This is a genomic window from Serratia sp. CY47444, from assembly GCF_052168635.1.
In the GTDB taxonomy this organism is placed as follows: Bacteria; Pseudomonadota; Gammaproteobacteria; order Enterobacterales; family Enterobacteriaceae; genus Serratia; species Serratia bockelmannii.
Genome location: NZ_JBJNMH010000013.1, coordinates 142,176 through 161,643 on the forward strand (window position 1 = coordinate 142,176; position 19,468 = coordinate 161,643).

At 60.6% G+C, this 19,468-nt stretch carries 17 protein-coding genes; 4 read left to right on the forward strand and 13 right to left on the reverse strand.

The window, feature by feature from the left end; genetic code table 11:
- Nucleotides 1–55 precede the first annotated feature (55 nt).
- The 6 genes from ACJ8IL_RS17220 to ACJ8IL_RS17245 form a co-directional block, all read right to left on the reverse strand.
- Nucleotides 56–1,387 carry an MFS transporter gene (locus ACJ8IL_RS17220; RefSeq protein WP_025304834.1) on the reverse strand — a complete coding sequence of 444 codons (1,332 nt, stop codon included), beginning with the start codon at nt 1,385–1,387 and terminating at the stop codon, nt 56–58.
- 95 nt (nt 1,388–1,482) lie between these two features.
- Nucleotides 1,483–3,027 (reverse strand): signal transduction histidine-protein kinase/phosphatase UhpB, encoded by a 1,545-nt coding sequence (gene uhpB / locus ACJ8IL_RS17225; RefSeq protein WP_442516692.1) that lies wholly within the window; start codon nt 3,025–3,027, stop codon nt 1,483–1,485.
- On the reverse strand, nt 3,024–3,614 hold the full coding sequence (gene uhpA / locus ACJ8IL_RS17230; RefSeq protein ID WP_025304832.1) for a transcriptional regulator UhpA: 591 nt from the start codon (nt 3,612–3,614) through the stop codon (nt 3,024–3,026). The genes uhpB and uhpA overlap by 4 nt, the downstream gene beginning before the upstream one ends.
- A gap of 123 nt (nt 3,615–3,737) precedes the next feature.
- Nucleotides 3,738–5,432, reverse strand: a complete 1,695-nt coding sequence (gene eptB / locus ACJ8IL_RS17235; protein WP_442516693.1) for a kdo(2)-lipid A phosphoethanolamine 7''-transferase — start codon at nt 5,430–5,432, stop codon at nt 3,738–3,740.
- Nucleotides 5,433–5,657: 225 nt separating this feature from the next.
- Complete coding sequence (locus ACJ8IL_RS17240) at nt 5,658–6,083, reverse strand: organic hydroperoxide resistance protein (RefSeq protein ID WP_004934114.1); 426 nt, start codon at nt 6,081–6,083, stop codon at nt 5,658–5,660.
- Nucleotides 6,084–6,243: 160 nt separating this feature from the next.
- Nucleotides 6,244–6,708 carry a MarR family winged helix-turn-helix transcriptional regulator gene (locus ACJ8IL_RS17245; protein ID WP_025304830.1) on the reverse strand — a complete coding sequence of 155 codons (465 nt, stop codon included), beginning with the start codon at nt 6,706–6,708 and terminating at the stop codon, nt 6,244–6,246.
- A 96-nt stretch (nt 6,709–6,804) separates the two neighbouring features.
- On the opposite strand from ACJ8IL_RS17245, the gene ACJ8IL_RS17250 reads away from it, so the two are divergent.
- The gene (locus ACJ8IL_RS17250; protein ID WP_025304829.1) at nt 6,805–7,404 is read left to right on the forward strand and encodes an HD domain-containing protein; all 600 of its coding nucleotides are present in this window, start codon (nt 6,805–6,807) and stop codon (nt 7,402–7,404) included.
- On the opposite strand, the gene ACJ8IL_RS17255 is transcribed toward ACJ8IL_RS17250, so the two are convergent.
- The 4 genes from ACJ8IL_RS17255 to ACJ8IL_RS17270 all read right to left on the reverse strand — a co-directional run bounded on the left by ACJ8IL_RS17255 (nt 7,405) and on the right by ACJ8IL_RS17270 (nt 13,226).
- Complete coding sequence (locus ACJ8IL_RS17255) at nt 7,405–8,775, reverse strand: carbohydrate porin (RefSeq protein WP_406903233.1); 1,371 nt, start codon at nt 8,773–8,775, stop codon at nt 7,405–7,407.
- Nucleotides 8,776–8,926: 151 nt separating this feature from the next.
- Complete coding sequence (locus ACJ8IL_RS17260) at nt 8,927–10,330, reverse strand: glycoside hydrolase family 1 protein (RefSeq protein WP_025304827.1); 1,404 nt, start codon at nt 10,328–10,330, stop codon at nt 8,927–8,929.
- 14 nt (nt 10,331–10,344) lie between these two features.
- Nucleotides 10,345–12,207, reverse strand: a complete 1,863-nt coding sequence (gene bglF / locus ACJ8IL_RS17265; protein ID WP_025304826.1) for a PTS beta-glucoside transporter subunit IIABC — start codon at nt 12,205–12,207, stop codon at nt 10,345–10,347.
- A 260-nt stretch (nt 12,208–12,467) separates the two neighbouring features.
- On the reverse strand, nt 12,468–13,226 hold the full coding sequence (locus ACJ8IL_RS17270; protein WP_043142316.1) for an SDR family NAD(P)-dependent oxidoreductase: 759 nt from the start codon (nt 13,224–13,226) through the stop codon (nt 12,468–12,470).
- Nucleotides 13,227–13,341: 115 nt separating this feature from the next.
- On the opposite strand from ACJ8IL_RS17270, the gene ACJ8IL_RS17275 reads away from it, so the two are divergent.
- Both ACJ8IL_RS17275 and ACJ8IL_RS17280 read left to right on the forward strand, forming a co-directional pair.
- Nucleotides 13,342–14,205, forward strand: a complete 864-nt coding sequence (locus ACJ8IL_RS17275; RefSeq protein WP_141996985.1) for a LysR family transcriptional regulator — start codon at nt 13,342–13,344, stop codon at nt 14,203–14,205.
- Nucleotides 14,206–14,298: 93 nt separating this feature from the next.
- Nucleotides 14,299–15,048: an NAD-dependent epimerase/dehydratase family protein gene (locus ACJ8IL_RS17280; protein WP_043142321.1), complete on the forward strand. Its 750-nt coding sequence runs from the start codon at nt 14,299–14,301 to the stop codon at nt 15,046–15,048.
- A gap of 32 nt (nt 15,049–15,080) precedes the next feature.
- Here the strand turns inward: ACJ8IL_RS17280 and ACJ8IL_RS17285 are convergent, their stop codons facing one another.
- Nucleotides 15,081–16,247 (reverse strand): MFS transporter, encoded by a 1,167-nt coding sequence (locus ACJ8IL_RS17285; protein WP_149570503.1) that lies wholly within the window; start codon nt 16,245–16,247, stop codon nt 15,081–15,083.
- Between the two features lie 379 nt (nt 16,248–16,626).
- Here ACJ8IL_RS17285 and ACJ8IL_RS17290 point away from each other — a divergent pair, with 379 nt between their 5' ends.
- On the forward strand, nt 16,627–17,727 hold the full coding sequence (locus tag ACJ8IL_RS17290; RefSeq protein ID WP_025304821.1) for an alkene reductase: 1,101 nt from the start codon (nt 16,627–16,629) through the stop codon (nt 17,725–17,727).
- A gap of 31 nt (nt 17,728–17,758) precedes the next feature.
- Here ACJ8IL_RS17290 and ACJ8IL_RS17295 read toward each other — a convergent pair whose 3' ends face one another.
- Complete coding sequence (locus ACJ8IL_RS17295; protein ID WP_173890434.1) at nt 17,759–18,502, reverse strand: nucleotidyltransferase domain-containing protein; 744 nt, start codon at nt 18,500–18,502, stop codon at nt 17,759–17,761.
- Nucleotide 18,503: 1 nt separating this feature from the next.
- Nucleotides 18,504–19,016 (reverse strand): Mpo1 family 2-hydroxy fatty acid dioxygenase, encoded by a 513-nt coding sequence (locus ACJ8IL_RS17300; protein ID WP_049205736.1) that lies wholly within the window; start codon nt 19,014–19,016, stop codon nt 18,504–18,506.
- Nucleotides 19,017–19,468: the final 452 nt, after the last annotated feature.

Consider the following 19,468-nt stretch of genomic DNA (forward strand, 5'->3'; position numbering starts at 1 on the left):
GTGATGATAAAAGCGCCATAATGCGCTGCGCCGGGGGCTGCGCAGCGTATTTTACTCAGGCGTTGGCCGGTTTCAGTGCCGGCGTCTGCGCACGCAGGAACGGCAGCAGGAACAGCGCCGACAGGCAGGCGGCGATAGAAATCACCACGAAGAAGCCGTTCCAGTGCCAGACTTCCATCACTCGCGCAATCGGATAGCCGGACAGCGCTGCGCCCAGGTAGGCGAACAGGCCGACGAAACCGGTCGCCGCGCCCGCCGCATCCTTGTGCGAGCACTCCGCCGCCGCCATGCCGATCAGCATCTGCGGGCCAAAGATGAAGAAGCCGATGGCGAAGAAGCAGCAGGCCTGCAGCAGGTAGGTCACGCCCGGCATCAGCCACAGCGCCGCCACCGACAGGAAGATACCGATGGCGAAAATCAGGTTCATCGGGCCGCGGTTGCCGCGGAACAGCTTATCGGAACCCCAACCGGCCACCAGTGAACCGATAAAACCGCCCACTTCAAACAGCGAGATGGCTGAGTTGGCGGTCATCAGCGAATAGCCCTTTTCCTGCGTCAGATAGAGGTTGCCCCAGTCGTTGATCGCGGTACGCACGATGTACACCAGCACGTAAGAGACCGCCAACAGCCAGATGTACTTGTTGGTCAGCACGTAGCGTTTGATGATCTCGCGGTTGCTCAGCCCCTGGCCTTCCGATTCCTGCACCAGCTCCATGGCGTCGTTACGCCATTTGCCGACGCTCGGCAGCCCCAGGGTGGATGGCTTGTCGCGCAAGCGCCAGCACATCAGCAGGCCAAGCACCACGCCGATGATACCGGGAATGATCATGCCGTAACGCCAGCTGAAGTGCAGCGAGATAAAGCCCACCAGCAGCGGGATCAGCGCCCCACCGACGTTGTGCGAGGTGTTCCAGATCGCCCACCAACTGCCGCGCTCGGAACGCGAATACCAGCTGGTGAGGATTTTGGAGCACGGCGGCCAGCCCCAACCCTGGAAGAAGGCGTTGAGGATCCACAGCGTGCCCAGCATCAGCAGCGACGAGCTGAGGCCGAAGAAGATATTCAGCACCCCGGTCATGATCAGGCCCAACCCCATAAAGTAACGCGGGTTGGAGCGATCGCTGATCATGCCGGAAATGAATTTCGAGCAGCCGTAGGTGATGTAGAACAGCGTGCCGAGGATACCGACGTCGGACATCGTCAGACCCAGATCGCTCAGCATCGCCGGCATGATGAAGTTGAAGCTTTTGCGCGTGAAGTAAAACGCAGCGTAGCCGATGTACATGGTGCACATCAGCTGGATGCGCCAGTATTTGTAGCTGGCGTCGATCTGCCGTTGATCGGTGACCTGCGGCGCGTCCGAGCGGCTTTTAAGGAAAGACCACATGTGGAACCTCAGAGGATTGAATAAAGTGCCGCTATGATGCTCCCCGCGCGCGCGGGAGGCTTACGCCGGATTCCCGACGCAGTTAGGAGTTTTTCCTAGTTTTGCGCTTGCTCCGGTGAAACTGTGGGCAAGATCACACTCAAACAGGCGCCCCGCTCCGAGGTGAGCCGCAGGCTGCCGCCGAGGGCGCTGATGCGCTCCTGCATGCCGCGCAGGCCATACCCCGGCTGATGGTTTTCCGCCTCAAAGCCCACGCCGTTGTCGCGGATGGTCAGGGCGATCAGCGGCGCGGCGCCTTTGCGCGGCTGCAGGCGTGCGTCCAGCTCCAGGCGGCTGGCGCCGGCGTGGCGGCACACATTGGTCACCCCTTCCTGACACACCCGGTACAGCGTGATTTTCAGCGTTTCATCCAGCAGCTCGTCCGGTACCTGCCACTGCAGGCTGCTCACCAGTGACGCGTCCTGCGGCAGCGATTCCCGCAGCATCGCCGCCACCGCCGCCGACAGCGGCAGGTTGTTCAGCGCCGCCGGCCACAGCTGGGTCAGCACGTCGTGCACCCCGTCGTAGACCCGCAGCGCCAACGCATCGATGGTGTCGGCGCAGCCGATCACCGCCGGTTCCGGCGCCAGGCGTTTGACGATGCTGGCCTGGGTACGGATCACGGTGATGGTCTGCCCCACTTCATCGTGCAGCTCGCGCGCCACCTCGCGCCGGGTTTGCTCCTCCGCCGTCACCAGCGCCCGCGCCAGCTGGCGGTTCTCCGCCAGCCGCAGCCGCAGCTGTTGATTCAGTTCGCGCTGGCGCTGAATGCCGGCGCCCAGCAGCAGCCCGGTCAGGCTTTGAGCCAGCAGCGACAGCAGCAGATCGCGGTGCGACTCCGGCTGCGGCGGCTCGTTGACCATCAGCGCCACGCCGTTGAGCAGCGTCGCCAACAACGCGCCCTGCCAGCCATAGCGATAAGACATGAACACGATAGGAATGGCCAGGCAGAACGGTGCGAAACGCCGCAGCTCGGCGGCGTTCACCTGCTGCTGCAGCCAGATGCTGAATGCAAACAGCAGCAGATAGCTGGCCAGGTGGCCCAGACGCAGCTCCACCGGCTTGTGGATCAGCCCCGGCTCCAGCGGCACCCAGATTTGGCGTGCCAGATAGTGCCACAACAGCAGGCAGGTCGGCGCGATGGTGAAACCGCCGGTCAGGCCGAGCAGCAGCGCACGGGCGCCTTCGCCGCTCACCAGCTGCCACACCAGCGCCTGCAGCAAGGCGGCGGCGGTGACCACCGCACCCTGCAACAGCGGCCATCGCCATTCTCTGTCGCTCTGCTGATGGCGCAACAGCCACGGCGAGGCCAGCAGGCTGAGCAGCACCGTCAGCACCAGCACCGCCACCGACGCCCACAGCGCCGGGCCGTAACCGAACTGGTCCGCCAGTAGCGCCATCAGCAGCAGGTCGGCCAGCAGGATCCCCGGCCAGAAACGGTACGGGCTCTGCAGCAAAATGCCCATGCGCAGGCCGAACGGGAACAGCAGCAGCGCCTGCCAGGGCGGGTCGATCAGCGCGGTGCCGATGCCCCACAGGCAAAACGAGCTGGCGGCGTAGATGAAAAACAGCGCCAGTTGGGTGATCAGACGCTGCGTCACAGGTTCAGCATCCGTCTGGCCAGCTCAACGTTGTTGGTGATGCCCAGCTTGGCGAACAGGTTGGCGCGATGCACATGCACCGTCTTCGGCGACAGCCCCAAGGCGGCGGCGATCTCGCGCACCTCCTGGCCCTGCGCCAGCAATAGCGCGATCTCGCGCTCGCGGCGGGTCAATGGATCCACCTTCACCCGCGCCAACTGCTGCGCGATTTCCGGCATCAGGTAGACGCCGCCGCCGGCGACGGTGCGCACCGCGGTGATCAGATCTTCCGGTTTGCAACGCTTGGAGAGGAAACCGCTGGCGCCGCGTTCCAGCGCCATTTCCACCAGCGCCGGGTTATCGTGCATCGACAGCATCACCACGCGGATGCCGGAAGGAATGTCCGCCAGCAGATCCAGCCCGCTGCCGTCCGGCATCGAAATGTCGCAAATGCAGATTTCCGTCTCCAGCCCCGGCAGGCCGGCGCGCGCCTGCGCCGCGCTGCTGAACTCGCCCACCACCTGAATATCGGCCTCCAGCGACAGCAGCTGCACAAAGCCCGAACGCACAATGTCATGATCGTCGATAAACGCCACGCGCAGGGTCATGGAAATCTCCGGTTAGAAGGGGAAGTGCGCAAGTATACCGTATGCACACACCGGAATAATTGATGAAGAGAATGTATTGGGTGAAATTACCGGGTGCGCAAGACAGGCACCCGGCGGGAGAGGTTACAGGCGGGCAGGCGCCGCTTTATCCTGCGGCAGATGGCACCAGTTGTTTTTATCCACGATGCCGCCATCGGGAGACGTGTATCCGAGGCAGCCGAGGATGGTGTCGAACAGCTCGACGTGGCGATGCGTTTTGCCGATGCGCTGCTGCGCCTGCAGCTGCTCAAAGGCGCTGAGGTGCTGCGGGTTTTCGAGGAACTTGTCCGACGCCCACACGATCATCGGCACGCGGAACTGCTCCGGCGGCGCCATTTCGCGCGGCGTGCCGTGCAGGTGCGTATTCTCACCGATCGATTCGCCGTGATCGGCGGCATAGAACACGATGGCCTTCTTGTCCCGCACCTGGTCGATCACATTACTGATAAAGCTGTCGGTATACAGCACCGTATTGTCGAAGGCGTTGATCAACTGGGCCTTGGTGCACGAATCATCCACCCCCATGCACTCCGGCTGATAGCGCGCATAGCTGCGCGGATAGCGCTGCGAGTACAGGTAGTGCGAGCCTTTGGTATGCAGGATCACCAGGTGTTTGCCCTTCGGATAACGCGCCAGCGACTCCTTCATTTCGTCCACCAGCAGCATATCGTCGACCGCCTTACCGTCGTTGCGCTTCTCGGACGCGATCATCTCGCGGAACGAATAGTTGTTCACCTCGGTGTTGTTGTAGAACCACACCTCGCTCTGCATGGCGAACAGCTCGGAAGAGAAGCCCAGATCCTTCAGCACCGCGAACACGTTCTGCTCTTTCAGCGTGCGCTGCGGGTTGTCTTCGGTGCCGCCTTCGCGCACGAACATGCAGCGCAGCGACAGCTTGGTAGCGGTGTCACACGACTCGCCGCGGAACGCCACCAGATTCTTCTCTTTAGACAGCCGCGGCGTGGTATCACGCTCATAGCCCAGCATGCCCATGTGATCCCAGCGCGTGGTCTCACCGATGATGAACACCACGTAGGTATCGTCGATATCCGCCGGTGGTACATAAGTGAAGTGTTTGCCCGGATCGAACATCGTGCTCTGGTCCTGGCTTTCGTCATAGCGGGTGTAGGCAAACAGCCCCAGCGCCGACAGCCAGTTGGACGGCAGATACGAGTGCGCTACCACGCCGCCGTAGCTCGGCAGATCGACGTTGGAGAGCTTCTCTTGCACGCTTTGCTCATCGTCCAGCATGCGCAGCGGCAGCCAGACCAACGCCACCACCGCCAGCAACACCATCAGCGGTTTGATGCGATGGCCGGGGGTTTTCAGCTGTTCGATCAGGGTGTAACGCAGGCTGTTTTTCCAGATCAGCAGCAGCGGCAAGGCGCTGAGCGCCACCATCCACAGCACAAAGTGCAGGCCAACCACCTCTTTCGACAGATCGATGTCGGTGGTCATCACCGACACCACGATGCCGTAGCCAATCACCACGTTGAAAAACGTCATGTAGTAGCTGGCAGCCACCGAAATCAACACCAGCAGCGAGGCGACGATGCGATAAAACAGCCGGCCGCCGAGCGATACCAGCCGCATGATGAAGAATGTGAACAGGACGATAGCGATGACTTCCGTCACCGCCGAAATAAGCTTAATCCCCTGAATGCCATGCGCCAACGAATCAAAACGGCGATAGAAAACGGACAGGTTGAGAAAGATGCCGATATAGATCGCTAACAATAACGATAAATTCTGCTGCGATAGCGATTTAACTTTGTTCATGTAACGCGGTGGCTCCGGGGGCGGTGTAGCGGTTCTGACTCAGTCAGACACTGATTGCGGCTTCTGGTTCAGCCAACCGGCAATAAGCGTTATTTTGCGGGTAATAATCAAGAGAATTCTCACAAAACGGACAAAATTTACCGTTTTTTTGAACGATTTTCAGGCAGGGCACGCAAGAAAATGGAGGGACAAACCCTCCATTTTTTCCATATTTCGGCAAAAATCTTACTTAACGTTCAGAGTCACATCGATATTTCCACGGGTAGCGTTGGAGTATGGGCACACCACGTGCGCCTTTTTCACCAGATCTTCCGCCACGCTGCGCTCGATGCCCGGCAGCGAGATATCCAGCTGCACTTCGATGCCGAAGCCGTTCGGGATCTCACCGATGCCGACGGTGCCGTCGATCTTGGCTTCGGCCGGGATTTTGACCTTTTCCTTCGCCGCGACAAACTTCAACGCGCCGAGGAAACAGGCCGAGTAACCGGCAGCGAACAGCTGCTCGGGATTGGTAACTTCGCCGCCGGCGCCGCCCATCTCTTTCGGCACGCCCAATTTCACGTCCAACACGCCGTCGGAGGAGGTCGCACGGCCGTCGCGGCCGCCGGTTGCGGTGGCGTGAGCGCGGTAAACCACTTTCTCAATAGACATCGTTCATTCCTTCTTGCTGGTTGGCGAGATGACTACGGCTTCCACGAGGTAAAGCCGGTCACATATTTATCTTTTGCGATTAAATCGCGCACTACTTATTTTTGACACTTATTAACCAGTGTAGACCACCCGTGCCGTTCTTGCGTCCGGTGGCGGCGGGTCAAATCTGATCGATCAGGCTGCCGCGCAGCTTTTCCAGCTGCTGTTTGAGCGAGACGATCTCGTCCAGGCTGCAGTCGGTAGCGCACATCACCGCCTCGGGCACCGATTGCGCCCGCTCGCGCAGCGCGCGGCCGGCTTCGGTCAGGGCGATGATCACCTGCCGCTCGTCGGTGGTGGCGCGATAGCGCACCAGCAAACCGGCGGTTTCCAGCCGCTTCAGCAGCGGCGTCAGCGTGGCGGAATCGAGGAACAGCCGCTCGCCGATATCCGATACCGTCACCCGATCGCGTTCCCACAGCACCATCATCACCAGGTATTGCGGGTAGGTGAGTTCGAGCTGACTCAACAGCTTGCGGTAGACTTTGTGCAACGCCAGATTGGCGGAGTACAGCGCGAAACAGAGCTGCTGATCGAGCTGTAGCAGGTTCTTCGCCTTGGGTTGTTCGGTATCGGTGCTTTTCATGTGTACGAATATAGATAGCGCACGATGTAATCGCAAGCTATTTCTTGTGAGGTATGCTACCTTTTTTTATGCAGAGGATGCTCGGAGGGAAAGGAAATGACGAACACGCTTGTAGAACGCGCGCGCCGCTACGCCACCAAGGCGCATGCGGCCATCGATCAGCGCCGCAAATACACCGACGATCCGTATATCGTCCACCCGCAGGCGGTGATGGAGCTGGTGCGCAGCGTGCCGCACACCGAAGAGATGCTGGCGGCCGCCTGGCTGCATGATACGGTGGAAGACACACCCACCACCCTCGGCGATATCGACAGCCACTTTGGGCCAAAAGTGGCGGAACTGGTGCGGATGTTGACCAACGTCAGCCACGCCGAGGACGGCAACCGCTTCGAGCGTAAAAACCGCGATCGGCGCCACAGCGCCGGCGCGTCGCCGCAGGCCAAAACCATCAAGCTGGCGGATCTAATCGACAACACCCGCTCGCTGCTGGACTACGACAGCCACTTCGCCCAGACCTACCTGATCGAGAAACAGCGCCTGCTGGAGGTGCTGACCGAAGGCGACCCGACGCTGTGGCGCCAAGCCAGCCATATCGTTGAACAGGGGCTGCTCAGGTTGCAGCAGCCACCGCACAACGTGCCGGCCAGCTGGTTCGAACACGCCCGCCGGCGCTACCGCGAGAGCGACGCGGCCTGATCAGAAGGTCACCACCGTTTTCAACGCCGTCACCCAGGCGTCCTGCGTCTCGCTGACGCCCGCCGGGTGATGCCAGTACTGCAGGCCCGGCTGCAGCTGTAGCCACGGCGTGACGTTAACGCGGTAATACAGCTCCGCCGTCACCGAATGGCCCGGCACTGGCCGGTAGTTCGGATCGTGATAATCACTGATGCCGCTCATCTGGTTGAGATACCGCTGATTGTCTTTATAGCGGTCGCTCAGTTTCACCACCGAGACGCCGAGCCCCAGCCAGTCGTCCGGCCGCGCATCGAACAGCCCGTGATAGCGAATGCCGGTCGAGGTAGACCAGTGCAGGTAGTTACTGCGCTGATCTCCCAGCCCCAGGCTGTAAAACACGCTCAAGCCGCGGTTGACGTTATCCGCATGGCGCGTCACCTGCTGGTTGAAACCGGTATACATGAACCAGGTGCGATCGTGGTTGCGATAGCCCTGCGGATCGCTGGCGCCCGGCCCGCCGGACACCCCTTCATAAAGATCGCTCTGGCGCGCGTTGGTGAACAGCACGCCCAGGTTATACACCCCCGGCAGCTGGTTGACGGCGTGGGTTTTCAGCTCCAGCTCCATCGGCAACAGGAAGCCTTTGCTGCCCTTGGTGGACCAACTCCAGGCGTGGCTGCGGCTGGGGGCGCTCGGGTTCTGCTCCATCACCCCGCCCTTGAGCGTCAGGCCATCGGTCAGCTTGTACTGCAGCGTGGTGCCCCAGTAATGCACGTTCCAGTTGTACCAGGTCAACGAGTTGGCGGACTTGCCGCCGCACAGCGTCAGCGTCTGAAAATCGCAGGGGATGATCTGATCGAAATCCTGCACCTTGTTCATCATGCCGATGCGCCACTGCAGCCGGCTGTCGAGGAAAGAACGGCTGAAGGTCAACCAACCCAGCCGGGTAATCGACTGTCCGCCATAGCTCTCTTGCGACAGATCGGTCAGGCCGACGCGCGGATCCTGCAGCCGATCGCGGGTCAGGTTGTTGTCATGGTTGCGGTTGACGATATTGCCTTCGATCGCCGCGTCCGGAATGCCGGTCAGCGCCTGCAAATCCTGGCTGAAGGTCAGCGAAAATTGGTCGATATACGACGCCTGTTTATCGTGGTTGTAACCGCCGCCGGCGTTATACGACAGCTGGCTGAGGTAGCCGAGGTTATAGTGGAAGCCATGATCCTCCAGGATCGGCCTGATCCCCAGCATATCCCCCAACAGCCCAGGCTGCGGCGGTTCAAAACCGAGCGCCACCCCTTCCCATTTAGCGGTGGGGGCTTCAACGTCCTTGCCGATTTGCAGCGTTTCCGCCTGCGCCTGGCTGCACCACAGCGCCAGCGCCGCCAGGGTCATGGAACGAGGTAATAAGCTTTTCATCATTATTATATTTCTCCGCATAACGGCTGACTGCGGGCAACAGCATTCCCTGGGAGAGAATTTCCCATCATGAACAGCAGCGAATAACGTTAGGTTAACGCCCGGCGCTTGCCGCCGGGCTGAAGGGTTACCGTCGGTCTTTCAGACTGGCGCCATTGCTGTGGATCACATCGCGGTACCAGTAGAAACTCTTCTTGCGGCGGCGCTCGAGGCTGCCGTTGCCGGCATCGTCTCTGTCGACGTGAATGAAGCCGTAGCGCTTCGACATTTCGGCCTTCGAGGCGCTGACCAGATCGATCGGCCCCCAGCTGGTGTAGCCCATCACCTCGACGCCGTCGTCGATGGCTTCCGCCACCTGCACCAGATGGTCATTGAGGTAGTTGATGCGGTAGTCGTCGTTGATACTGCCGTCCGCCTCGACGCGGTCTTTGGCGCCCAGCCCGTTCTCGACGATGAACAGCGGCTTCTGATAGCGGTCGTACAGCACGTTGAGCAGGTAGCGCAGCCCGATCGGGTCGATTTGCCACCCCCACTCCGAGCTGGCCAAGTGCGGGTTCGGCACCATATCGAGAATGTTGCCGCGCGCCGTCTCGTACTGCTCCGGGTCGGCGGTGACGCAGCCGCTCATGTAATAGCTGAACGAGATGAAGTCGATGGTCTCGCGCAGCGTTTGCCGATCTTCCTCGGTGATCGTCACCTGAATGCCGTTTTCACGGAAGAAGCGCTGCATATAGGCCGGGTAATAGCCGCGCGCCTGCACGTCGCCGAAAAACAGCCAGTCGCGGTTTTGCCGCTGGGTTTCCAGCAGATCTTCCGGCTTGCAGCTCAGCGGGTACAGAATGCCGCCCAGCAGCATGTTGCCGATTTGGCCCTCCGGCACGATCTCGTGACAGGCCTTCACCGCTTTGGCGCTGGCCACCAACTGGTGGTGGATCGCCTGATAGACGGCGCTCTTGTCGCTCTCCTGCGGCAGGCCAACCCCGGTGAAGGGCGCGTGCAGCGACATGTTGATTTCGTTGAAGGTCAGCCAGCGTTTGACCTTGTGCTTATAACGTTCGAATACGGTGCGCGCATAGCGCTCGAAGAAATCGATGGTGCGCCGATCGCCCCAGCCGCCGTAGCGCTTTACCAGACCGTAAGGCATCTCATAGTGCGACAGCGTGATCAGCGGCTGAATGCCGTATTTCGCCATCTCGTCGAATAGCCGATCGTAAAACGCCAGCCCGGCTTCGTTCGGCGTCTCTTCGTCGCCCTGCGGGAAAATGCGCGTCCAGGCGATCGAGGTGCGCAGGCACTTGAAGCCCATTTCGGCGAACAGCGCGATGTCCTCCGGATAACGATGATAGAAATCGATCGCCACGTCCTTGATGCCGCTGTCGCCCGCCATGCGCGGCGTAATGGCGCCGAAGATGCCCTGCGGCTGCAGATCGGAGGTCGACAGCCCCTTGCCGTCAGCCTGATACGCGCCTTCTACCTGGTTCGCCGCTACCGCGCCGCCCCACAGAAAATGTTGCGGAAACTTGCCGTTCATCGCTTGCTCCTCAATTAACGTAATAAAGTCAGCAGCGGCGCCTGTTCCTGCACCGGAGACAGGCCGCTGGTCAACACGTCCACGTAGTCATCGCTGTTGCTGATGATGATCGGCGTGGTGGTGTCATAGCCGGCGGCATGGATCGCCGCCTGGTCGAACTCGATCAGCAGATCGCCCGGGGCGACCCGCTCGCCTTCCCGCACGTGGGCGGTGAAATGCGCCCCGTCGAGCTTCACGGTATCGATGCCGACGTGGATAAGAATCTCCGCGCCGTCGTCCGATTCGATGCCGATGGCGTGTTTGGTTTTGAACAGCGACGCCACGCTGCCGCTGACCGGCGCCACTACGCGCCCCTGCTGCGGCGCAATCGCCACCCCTTTCCCCAGCAGGCCGCTGGCGAAGGTCGCGTCGTTCACCTGATCCAGCGGCACGATATCGCCGGCGATCGGGCTGAGAATGGCCTGTTTGCGGTTAAGCGGCGCGGCGGCTTCAGGCTGTACCGTCTCTTCCGCCGGTGCGACGCCGAACAGATAGCTGGCCAGCGCGGCGAACACGAACGACAGCAGGGTGCCGCCGATCGCGCCCCATACCGTGGCGTCGATGCCGCCGCCGGGGATAATCTGCGCAAAGGTGAATACGCTCACCAGGCCGAACGAGTAGACCGAGGTATGGAAGTAGCCAATCACCGCACCGCCCAGCGCGCCGCCGATGCAGCCGAAGATGAATGGGCGTTTGTTCGGCAGCGTGACGCCGTACACCGCCGGTTCGGTGATGCCGAAGATCCCGGCGCCGATGGCCGAAGCGGACAGCGCCCGCAGCTTGGCGTCGCGGGTGCGCAGCATCACGCCCAGCGTGGCGCCGACCTGCCCCATCACCGCCGGCAACAGCAGCGGTACCATGGTGTCGCGCCCCAGCACGCTCAAGTTGTTGATCATCAACGGCACCAATCCCCAATGCAGGCCGAAGATCACGCACACCTGCCACATCGCCCCCATAAAGGCGCCGGCAATGATCGGGTTAAAGGCGTAAATGCTCTGATAGCCGTTGGCCAGCAGGTGGCTGAGCCAGGTTGCCGCCGGGCCGATCAGCAGGAAGGTCAAGGGCACGGTGATCGCCAGGCACAGCAGCGGCGTGATGAAATTGCGCAGCGCGCTGTGGATCACCCGGTTAAACAACGGCTCCAGGCGGCAGGACACCCAGGCCGCAAAGATGATCGGGATCACCGACGAGCTGTAGTTGATAAAAGTCAGCGGAATGCCGAAGAAATATTCGCGCACCGCGCCCGGCTGCTGCGCCGCTTCGAACGCCGCCATCATCAGCGGATGCGTCAATGCGCCGCCGATCGCCATGGTGACGAAGGGGTTGCCGCCGAATTTTTTCCCGGCGGTGTAGCCGAGCATGATCGGGAAGAAGTAGAACAGCGAGTCGCTGGCGGCGAACAGCATTTTGAAGGTGCCACCGCTCTCCAGCAGCCAGCCGCAGGCCAGGCTCAGCGCCAGGAAGCCTTTCAGGATCCCCGAAGCGGCCATCACCCCGAGCAGCGGGGTAAAAATGCCGGACACCAGATCGATAAAGCGGCTGAGCAGGTTGTCTTTTTTACCGCCCGCGTCGTCGCTCGGCGCGCCCTCGGCCAATCCGCCGACCCGATTGACCGCGTCGAACACCTCCGCCACGTGGTTGCCCACCACGACCTGGAACTGGCCGCCGCTCTCCACCACCATGATGACGCCCGGGTTTTTCTTCAGCGCTGCCGCGTTGGCACGATTGTCGTCGCGCAGCTTGAACCGCAGGCGGGTGGCGCAGTGCACCAAGCTTTTCACATTGTCGCGGCCACCGACGCCGGCCAAAATCTCACTGGCTAATGTGTCATATTTCATACGGTTATCCTTAGACTTCGCGTTCTGCCGCTCCCCTCCCCGCACTGGCCTGGCGCCGGGGCGAAATGCGGCGCAAAAAAAAACCTAAACCTCGCGGCCTCTGTCCCATCGGGGACCAGAAACGCGAGGTTTAGGTTTTGCCTGCCGCAGCAGTAACAACCCTAAATCGGTTGAGCTATGACGTTAACACCGTGGATTTTGCCGGGGCAAGGCTTTGCGCCGGCAAATTGCCGAACTGTGATCGCGAGGGCAAAACGGCCTCAATGCGCGAAATAATGCATGCCGCCATCTACCGGGATCACCGCGCCGGTGATATATCGCGCGAGCGGGGAACAAAGAAACGCCGCCAGATAGGCCATATCTTCCGGTTCGCCGAAGTAGCCAATCGGGATATGTTGCGCAATGAACGCCCGGCGCGCTTCATCGCAAGCGTATAAGCGCTCGCGGATCTGTTCACTGTTGATGCGCCCCGGCTGTAACGTATTGACGGTAATCCCCTGCGCAGCCACGTCGCTGGCCAATCCTTTGGCCCACAGATGCAGCGCGCCCTTGGCGGCGCTGGCGGCGCTCAGGCTGCGCGGCTCCATCGATCCGCTGATATTGATCACCCGGCCCCAGCCTTGCGCCTGCATGGCCGGCAACAGCGCCTGAGTCAACCGCCGGGCCGGTGTGAAGTTCAAAGCAAAGGCGTCATCCCAGCTGCGATCGCTGTCGTTCAGCGTCGTGGGGTGAAACGCACCGACCGCGTTGATCAGAATATCGACTGTCCCCGCCTGGCGCAGCGCCTGCGCCGCCAGCTGGGTTATCGCGTCGGGGTCGGTCACGTCTGCAACGGCTACCCACGGGCGCACCGCCCCTTGCCGTTCAACCTCATCCGCCAGCGCCTGCAGCCGATCACCGCGTCGTGCGGTAGCCACCACCTTGACCCCTTGAGCAGCCAATACCCTGACCATGCCGGCACCGATCCCTTCGCTGGCGCCCGTGACCAATGCCGTACGGTGTTGCAACTGTAGATTCATAAGAAAACCTAACCTAATTTTTTCGATTTTAAAGGGAACGTTCACACATTGAATCACGGCGCGCTCTGTGTGAATATTCCTGAAAATTACGTCGATACCGTGCAGGAATTCACTGATGTTTGACTGGCAGGATTTAAAACACTTCGTGGCGCTGGCGCGTACCGGTTCCTTGTCGGCGGCAGCGCGGGAGCTGGGTTGCGATCACGCCACCGTCGGGCGACGCGTAGCGGCGCTGGAACAGGCGCTCGGCCTGCGTTTGATCGTGCGTCTGCCACGCAGCACGCCCTTGACCCAGGACGGGCAGGCGATTGCCGGGCTGGCAGCGGAGATCGAGGCGCAAAGCCAGGCAATTGCCCGCCATGCGCGCAGCGCCGGCGCAACGCCACAGGCCGGGGTGCGCATCAGTGCGCCGCCGTCGATCGCCGCGCATATTCTCGCGCCGCGCATTGCCGCATTTAACCAGGCTTTTCCACAGATCGTCGTCACGCTGTCGGGTGAATCGGCGCTCGCCGAGCTGGATCGCGGCGAAGCCGACATCGCCGTGCGCATGGTGCGCCCACAGCAACCGGAGCTGTTGACGCAGCGCATCGGCATGATGCGCTACGCGCTGTATGCCGCACCGGAGCACGCGGCTCTGCCCGACGCGGCGCGCCGCTTTCTCGCCTATGACCATCACTATCGGCAGCAGCCGCATCAGCAATGGTTGGTGCAGCTGTTGCAGGGGCGTCCGGTGGTCTTTCAGGCCAGCGATCTGTTTTCACTGCAACAGGCGGCGCGTTCAGGGCTAGGCGCCGCCGTTTTGCCGACGTTCGTCGCCGATGGCGATCCGGATCTGGTCGCATTGCCAACGGCCAACGCCGCGCCAACGCGTGAGCTTTGGCTGGTGACGTATCCCGATTTAGCGCGCACCGCAGCCGTGCGTGCGGTGATGAATTTCCTGGTCGAAACGCTCGGCACAACGTGCCCATTACCGGCATAAAGCATCAGAATGACTAATATAAATACTGGACAAAAGTCACGCAGGGGATTATTACTGGTCAACGCTTAATCGAGAGTAGGGATGGCAGTCACCATGGTGTTGCGTACTGATGTAGGACGGATTCTGATCACCGGCGCCGGCGGCCGGGTAGCCACGGCGTTTCGTCAGGCGATGGGCGATCGCTACCCGCTACGGTTGGCGGAACGGGATGTCAGCCTGCTGCGCGATCGGCAGCCCGGCGACGAAGTCATCAGCTTCAACATCGCCGATCTCGACGCCTGCCGCGCGGCCTGCGCCAATATCGACACCGTGTTGCATCTGGCGGCCGATCCCTCCCCCGATGCCGACTTCTGCGGTTCGTTGATGGACAACAACATTCTGGGCACCTTCAATATCTTCCGCGCGGCGAAAGACGCCGGCTGCCGCCGGGTGGTGTTCGCCAGCAGCGCGCAGGCGGTGGAAGGCTATCCGCTCGACTATCAAATCCGCCCGGATGACGCACCAAAGCCGAAAAACCTGTACGGCGCCAGCAAGGCCTTCGGCGAAGGCATCGCCGCCTACTTCGCCCATCAGGAAGGGCTTTCCGCCCTGTCGGTGCGCATCGCCAACTTCACCACCCTGAGCCGGGGCGAACAGCTTAGCGCCCGCGACATGAGCGCTTTTCTCAGCCATCGCGACGCCGCCGATCTGCTGGAGCGCTGCATTCGTGTCGAAGGGGTGCAATATGCGGTGGTGCACGGGGTTTCCAACAACCGCTACAAACGTTTATCGCTGGAAGAGACCCGACGCCTGCTCGGCTACGCCCCGCAGGACGATGCGTTCAGCCTGCTGGGCTTTGAGTGAGCGCGGCGGGGAACCCCGCCGCACGTTATCGTTTAACCGTTGACGTAGGCCACTTTTTCGGCCTGACGGTGGGTGAACAGCACCAGCAGCAACGCCAATCCGGCAATAATTGCACCCATCACCGGCACGAAGCTGTATCCCAGCCCGGCGGAGACGACCGCGCCACCGGCGGCGGCGCCCAGCGCATTGCCCAGGTTAAAGGCACCGATGTTGACCGAGGACGACAGGCCCGGCGCTTCGCTGGCGACACGCATCACGCGCATCTGCAGCGGCGGCACCACGGCAAAGGTCGCCGCGCCCCAAATCACCATGCTGACTGCCGCGCCGATTTCACTGCGCGCCAGGAACGGGATCACCAGCATAATGACCACCAACAGCAGCAAGAAGCCCTTCAGCGTCGCGCTCTCGGAACGGTCGGCGAATTTGCCGCCCAGGTAGTTGCCGATGGAGAAACCGACGCCGATCAACACCAGCATGGACGTCACGAACAGCGGCGTCGCATCGGTGATGTGCTGCAATACCGGCGAGATATAGGTATAGAGCGTGAACATCGCGCCCGCGCCCAGCACGGTCGTCAGCAAGGCGGACAGCACCTGCGGGCGTACCAATACCGACAGTTCGCGCTTCACATCCGGGCGCGCGCCGGCGCTGCCTTTCGGCAACGAGAACCACAGCCCCAACATGGCGATCACCCCTAACCCTGCGGTGGCCAGGAACGACATACGCCAGCCGATGGTTTCACCCAGCCAGGTCGCGGCAGGCACCCCGCCGATATTGGCGATGGTCAACCCCATAAACATGGTCGCCACGGCGCTGGCCTGTTTCTCCTTCGGCACCACGCTGGCGGCCACCACGGAACCGAGGCCAAAGAACGCGCCGTGGTTCAGGCTGGTGATGATGCGCGACAGCATCAGGGTGGTGTAGTCAGGCGCAATGGCCGACAGCACGTTACCCAGGGTAAAGATCGCCATCAGGAAGATCAGCGCGCTTCTGCGCGCCCGGTGCGAGAGCAGCAGCGTCATCAGCGGTGCGCCGACCATCACGCCAACGGCGTAGGCGCTGATCAACATGCCGGCCATCGGGATGGAGACATCCACCCCTTTGGCGATGGTCGGCAGCAACCCCATCGGGGAAAACTCGGTCGTGCCGATGCCGAACGCCCCCACCGCCAGGGCTAATAAGGGAAAGTTAATTTTCATTCAACAACTCCGGTTAACCGCTGCCGAAGCGCGGGAAAGTTAAGATGCCAAAAGTATGACATTGATCACACCAAAGATAAGCAGGCAGGAGGCTAAAAGACTTTTGCGATTTTGTTAAAAATCGTGGGGAAAAACAGCCGCCGACTCTATCTCAGCAATGCGCCGACAAGCAATAGCCGCCGTCGCCCGAGCGCACATCGGGTTCATTCTCACCACCTGCGCAAGCCGCCATACCGGCCCATCGGCGGCTGCCGCAACTATTGAACACAGAGCAAAAGTGTTTTGTTATTGTGCGCGTTTTTAGAATTAAACGACGAAATATAATGGCCTCAGTAAAACATCAATGCCCTACGACCTAATTCACATAGAGGGAAGCGCCATGCTTTTTGACTCGTATTCTTTAAACGGTTTATCGCTGAACAATCGCATCGTCATGCCGCCAATGACCCGCTCTCGGGCCGGCGCCGGCGACGTCGCCACCGACATGATGGCTGAATATTATGCCCAGCGCGCCAGCGCCGGGCTGATCGTCAGCGAAGGCACGCAGATCAGCCAGCAGGGCCAGGGTTATGCCTGGACACCCGGCATTTACTCCCCGGAACACATCGCCGGTTGGAAAAAAGTGACCGACGCCGTACATCAGGCCGGCGGCAAGATCTTCGCGCAGCTTTGGCACGTCGGCCGCGTGTCGCATACCATTTTACAGCCTGGCCACGCCGCGCCGGTCTCCTCCTCCGCCATCCAGGCCGACGGGGTCAAGGTGTTCGTGGATGTCGAAGGTCGCGGGCCGGAACATGGCGTGGGTGAAATGGTGCAGCACTCCGCACCGCGCGCCTTAACGCGGGAAGAAATTCCGGCGATCGTTAACGACTACGCTCAGGCGGCACGCAACGCCATCGCCGCCGGTTTCGACGGCGTAGAGCTGCACGGTGCGAATGGTTATCTGATCAATCAGTTTATCGACTCGCGGGAAAACCAGCGCGACGACGAATACGGCGGTTCACTGCAAAATCGCCTGCGTTTCCTGCGGGAAGTCGCGCAGGCGGTAGCGGATGCCATCGGCAAAGAGAAACTGGGCGTGCGCCTGGCGCCGCTGACCACCCTGATGGGCTCGCAGGACGATACCCCGGAAGCCACCTATCTGGCAGCGGCCAGCGTGCTGAACGATATCGGCGCCGCTTACATTCACATCGCCGAAGCGGACTGGGATGATGCCCCGGTGATGCCGGCAGCGTTCAAAGAATCGCTGCGCCTGATTTTCCGCGGCACGCTGATTTACTCGGGCAAATACACGCGTGAACGCGCTGAAGAAGCGCTGGCCAAAGGCTGGGCGGATCTGATCGGCTTCGGTCGCCCGTTCATCGCCAACCCGGATCTGCCCCACCGCCTGCAACACGGGCTGGCGCTGAATGCGCCAATCAAAGAGAAATTCTTCGGCGGCAGCCGGGAAGGCTACACCGATTACCCGACGGTCGGGTAACGATTGCCGACAACGCCGGCTCAAGCCGGCGTTATTTTTTCTGGGCTTCGATCCAGTCGAGAAATCGCATCATTCTGTCGCTAAAATCCGCGTCATTCGCCTCTCCCACCGCGTGCGCTAACCAATAGTCCATTTCACCTCGCTGCTCTGCATAAAGCGCCAACAGCTGTTCGGCATAGTCGGTTAACGTTATCGGCCAGAACGAGCTTCCCTCGGCGCGCAGCATATTGGTGGCTCGGATCAGTTTTCTGGCCGCTTCGCGCTTTAAGCGCCTCTCATCCGATACCGTCCTGGCCTGCAGCAGTTGCTCCCGATAACGCGCCAATACGCGGGGCAAATCGGCATTGACCGCCAACGCGATGCGCCGATCGGGCTGAAACAGCGGAAAAGCGGCGGACAGGTCTTCGCCCCACAGGCAGCGGCAGTGATGCTTCAGCCAAAATCCCCAGGAATCGTGATGCTCCGGCGCCAACGCCTCATCAACGCTGCCGATATCAAAGTCGACCTTGCTCACGATCCGCTGCTCCAGCTGAAAGGCTTGCCGCCACGCCTCAAGGCGCTGTAACGCCTCACTATCGGCTGGCTTGTTGAGCAACAGCGTGATGTCCAGATCGGACACGCCGGGAAGGGCTTCGCCACGCGCGACGCTGCCGTAGAGGTAAATGCTGTGGATGAGTGCCGGGAATTGGCGTGGCAGCCCCGCCGTCAGCGCTTCCAGCAGCGGGATAAAAGCCCGCTGCTGCGGAAATGCCGCCACCGTGGGAATCAGCGCCACCTCATGCCCTCCCGTTGCGCACTTTGCCCGAGCGCATTTCGATGTTCCGCTGCAGTTCGCGCAGCCCGCCGGCCAAGAAGCAGGCTTCCGCCAGCACGAACAGCGGGCCGATGATCAGGCCCGTCACGTCGTCCATAAACGCCGGTTTTCGTCCCTCCCAGAAATGCCCGACAAACTGAAACAGCCAGCCGATGACGAAGCCGCCGATGCCGACGCTCAGCCACGCCGCCGTCGACAGCGACGCCACCCAGGCGCCGACCCCGAGGCACAGCAGCAGCAACGCCAACATCATGACGCCAAGGCGCAGGCTCAGCCGCAGGTAATAGAGAGCCGAAACGATAACCACCGCGCAGGCCGGCGAGAACGGCAGCCACCCCGCACCCCATGCCGGCCGGGAGAGCAGCGTCAGCAGGCTGACGACGATCAGGGGGATGCCGATAAAGTGCGTGACGATATTGCGCGCATCACGATGATAGGCGGCGTAAGCGGCAAGTTGATCTTCCAGACTTCGCATGTTGACCTCCGGTATGTACGGCCTTCGTCGCCGAACGCGCGCAGCCGCATGCGGCTGCCCTTACCCATAGCTTAGCGCGGGATCACCAATACCGGTTGGCCAATCTCATCCAGCAGGCCGCGCCTATCTGCCAGAATTATAGAAAGCAATAGAGGTAGATGGATAATATAAAATATAAAATAAAACATCCAAAAACACTAACAAGAAAAAATATCCTCTAAGATAAAACACACCGCCCGCCTTGTTTTATCTTAAAAAAAATATTATTTATAATAATAATAAAATTAAAATGAAAAACATATCAAACATACCGATTAATATAAAATAAAATATAAATAAAAAAACTTAAATTAGTATTTACAATAAAAAACAGGATTGTATTATAAGAAGTCACAGTCAAGGAAGGTGTCATGATGATCGTTTATTACCGGGAAAGAATGGCTATTTTAATA

Bases quoted from the DNA above. Each gene is read 5' to 3' on its own strand.
- ACJ8IL_RS17220 (WP_025304834.1), bottom strand. From the start codon at position 1,387: ATGTGGTCTTTCCTTAAAAGCCGCTCGGACGCGCCGCAGGTCACCGAT.
- uhpA (WP_025304832.1), bottom strand. From the start codon at position 3,614: ATGACCCTGCGCGTGGCGTTTATCGACGATCATGACATTGTGCGTTCG.
- eptB (WP_442516693.1), bottom strand. From the start codon at position 5,432: ATGAACAAAGTTAAATCGCTATCGCAGCAGAATTTATCGTTATTGTTA.
- ACJ8IL_RS17240 (WP_004934114.1), bottom strand. From the start codon at position 6,083: ATGTCTATTGAGAAAGTGGTTTACCGCGCTCACGCCACCGCAACCGGC.
- ACJ8IL_RS17245 (WP_025304830.1), bottom strand. From the start codon at position 6,708: ATGAAAAGCACCGATACCGAACAACCCAAGGCGAAGAACCTGCTACAG.
- ACJ8IL_RS17250 (WP_025304829.1), top strand. From the start codon at position 6,805: ATGACGAACACGCTTGTAGAACGCGCGCGCCGCTACGCCACCAAGGCG.
- ACJ8IL_RS17255 (WP_406903233.1), bottom strand. From the start codon at position 8,775: ATGACCCTGGCGGCGCTGGCGCTGTGGTGCAGCCAGGCGCAGGCGGAA.
- ACJ8IL_RS17260 (WP_025304827.1), bottom strand. From the start codon at position 10,330: ATGAACGGCAAGTTTCCGCAACATTTTCTGTGGGGCGGCGCGGTAGCG.
- bglF (WP_025304826.1), bottom strand. From the start codon at position 12,207: ATGAAATATGACACATTAGCCAGTGAGATTTTGGCCGGCGTCGGTGGC.
- ACJ8IL_RS17270 (WP_043142316.1), bottom strand. From the start codon at position 13,226: ATGAATCTACAGTTGCAACACCGTACGGCATTGGTCACGGGCGCCAGC.
- ACJ8IL_RS17275 (WP_141996985.1), top strand. From the start codon at position 13,342: ATGTTTGACTGGCAGGATTTAAAACACTTCGTGGCGCTGGCGCGTACC.
- ACJ8IL_RS17280 (WP_043142321.1), top strand. From the start codon at position 14,299: ATGGTGTTGCGTACTGATGTAGGACGGATTCTGATCACCGGCGCCGGC.
- ACJ8IL_RS17285 (WP_149570503.1), bottom strand. From the start codon at position 16,247: ATGAAAATTAACTTTCCCTTATTAGCCCTGGCGGTGGGGGCGTTCGGC.
- ACJ8IL_RS17290 (WP_025304821.1), top strand. From the start codon at position 16,627: ATGCTTTTTGACTCGTATTCTTTAAACGGTTTATCGCTGAACAATCGC.
- ACJ8IL_RS17300 (WP_049205736.1), bottom strand. From the start codon at position 19,016: ATGCGAAGTCTGGAAGATCAACTTGCCGCTTACGCCGCCTATCATCGT.